This is a genomic window from Streptomyces sp. NPDC050743 (genome assembly GCF_044456925.1).
In the GTDB taxonomy this organism is placed as follows: Bacteria; Actinomycetota; Actinomycetes; order Streptomycetales; family Streptomycetaceae; genus Streptomyces.
The window spans coordinates 1-2,032 of the sequence record NZ_JBITGJ010000299.1; the positions used below are offsets into that span (position 1 = coordinate 1).

Annotated in this window: 2 protein-coding genes and 1 pseudogene; 2 read left to right on the forward strand and 1 reads right to left on the reverse strand. The window is 66.3% G+C overall.

The window, feature by feature from the left end; translation table 11 throughout:
- Positions 1 to 201: 201 nt before the first annotated feature.
- Positions 202 to 288 (reverse strand): annotated as a pseudogene (locus tag ACIBJF_RS53145) (ferredoxin); the annotation flags it as partial.
- A 372-nt stretch (positions 289 to 660) separates the two neighbouring features.
- On the opposite strand from ACIBJF_RS53145, the gene ACIBJF_RS53150 reads away from it, so the two are divergent.
- The gene (locus ACIBJF_RS53150; RefSeq protein WP_399185075.1) at positions 661 to 1,143 is read left to right on the forward strand and encodes a hypothetical protein; all 483 of its coding nucleotides are present in this window, start codon (positions 661 to 663) and stop codon (positions 1,141 to 1,143) included.
- A gap of 343 nt (positions 1,144 to 1,486) precedes the next feature.
- Complete coding sequence (locus ACIBJF_RS53155; RefSeq protein ID WP_399185076.1) at positions 1,487 to 1,906, forward strand: SsgA family sporulation/cell division regulator; 420 nt, start codon at positions 1,487 to 1,489, stop codon at positions 1,904 to 1,906.
- The last annotated feature ends 126 nt before the right edge of the window (positions 1,907 to 2,032 follow it).

Here is a 2,032-nt window from a genome sequence, read left to right on the forward strand (position 1 = left end):
TGAGCCGCCGGCTCCGGTGGCGGCCTGAGCCGTAAATCCCCGCTCAGCCCTGGAGGGCGACGCATCCCCTCCCTTCAGGGAGGGGAGCCTTCAAAGTTGGATGGACAGGTGGCGGGGGTCGCGGAGCATGGCGTTCTGGCGGTAGGGGGGTGGGTCCTCGACCAGGCGGGCGCTGCCGAGGTGGGGAAGCAGCAGCCCCTACTCGCCGTGCAACTCGAACACCTCCGGCGCGAGGAACACGCACTGCGCATAGCCCTGGCAGCGTGTGAGGTCGACAACGGTCCGCATCTCCACCACTTCTTCCTCCGTTGTCACACCCCCCTCCTCTCCAGCATGGGGCCAGAGCTGAGTCCCTGCATGCCTTGTGATCGAGAGCTGGTATTCGGGCCGGCAGGGTGCGGGGGGAAGGAGACGAACTCCCCGGAGCAGCCTTCCAGTTGCTGAGAAGTGTGCAGGTACGTCTCCTTCAACCAGGTGGTCCGGGTGACCCGAGTCACTGTCACCGTCTCCCCATTTCCATACGTCGTATGGTTATCCTGGCAGGGCGATTCCATACAACGTATGGAACTGCTGGCAGACAACGCCACCCAACGCCAGGCGCCTCACATCGCCTGCAAAAGCAGCCGTTGGTGCAGATCGCACCGACCGGAAGGAAAGATCATGAAGAAGCTCACGAAGCGGATCGCTGTCGCCGTTTCCTCCGTGGCGGTCGCGGGTGTCGCCGTTGTCGGTGCCGGGGGCACCGCTTCGGCCGCGACTCCCGCCTCTGTGCACGTCCAGCGGTCGGCCGAGGTCAACCTCACCGACTACCGCTGGGACCACGGCGTGGGCTACCTGATCGAGCAGGGCTACTGCTGGGACGGACAGCGTGGCTGGCACCACGACGACCATGTCACCGACTCGTCCTGGCACAGCCGCGACGGTCGCTGCTACCGCTGGGACGATGAGCGGCGCGAGTGGAAGTCCGACAGGTCCTACCGGCACGACTGGAACCGCTACGAGAGCGACGGCCGGGGCTGGGACCACCATGACTGGAACCACGGTGACCGGGACTACTTCGGCTGGGACCACTACGACCGGAACCACGGTGGCTGGGACTACTACGGATGGGACCACTACGACCGGAACTACGGTGACCGGTAGGACGGGTTCTGCCTGTGCCCCTGAGCGGAGGCTGTACCCCTCGCCTTGATGCCTGTCGGCGGCAGGGATGCGACCGCTGGTCACGGATCAGCGGTCCCCTGACCGCCGCCCGGGCGGGTGATCGAGCGAGGGCCTGCTCCCTGCTCCCCCTCTGAACCTGCCTGCGGCACCACCTCGTGCCACAGGCACGCGTCGCCCACCTGCCGCGACGCCACGACCCCCGCGGTCCGCCGATGCTGTCCGGCGCCCGGGCCCTGCTGAACACCTCCTGATTCGATGCGTGCTTGCGCCACGAGCGCCGGGGCGCAGCCGAGGCAAGGGGGGTGCCTTGGAGTGAATGCCCATGGAGTCTTCGAGGACCGTGGTTCGGGCGGTGACCGCGCAGCTCGTCGTCTCGTGCACCTACTCACAGCCCTTGTGCATGCGGCTGCGGTACGAGCCTGCAGATCCCTACGTCGTCCGTGCCGCCTTTTTCGTCCACAGCGACGAGCCGGTCGAATGGGTCCTGGGGCGGGATCTTCTGGCTGACGGTCTGGAGGGTCCCGCAGGCTACGCGGACGTCCGGATCTGGTCGGCCGCAGGGCGGGGTGACGAGTCGATCTACATCGCCCTCGGTTCTTCCGGAGGCACCGTCTTGCTCGAGGTCCCCGTGCAGGACATCTCGTCCTTCCTTCAGGACACCCAGGCTTTGGTGCCACGGGGGACCGAGTCCGGACTCATCGACTGGGATGCCGAACTGGCACACCTCCTCCCCCGAGGCTGACCGCCGACCATCCATGCTCAGAAGTACGACAATCCATGCTCAGAAGTAAAGGAACCACTGGCATGTCCCAGTACCAGCTTCGCGTCTACACCCTGCGCAGCTCCGACGCGCTCGCCGCCTACGAGA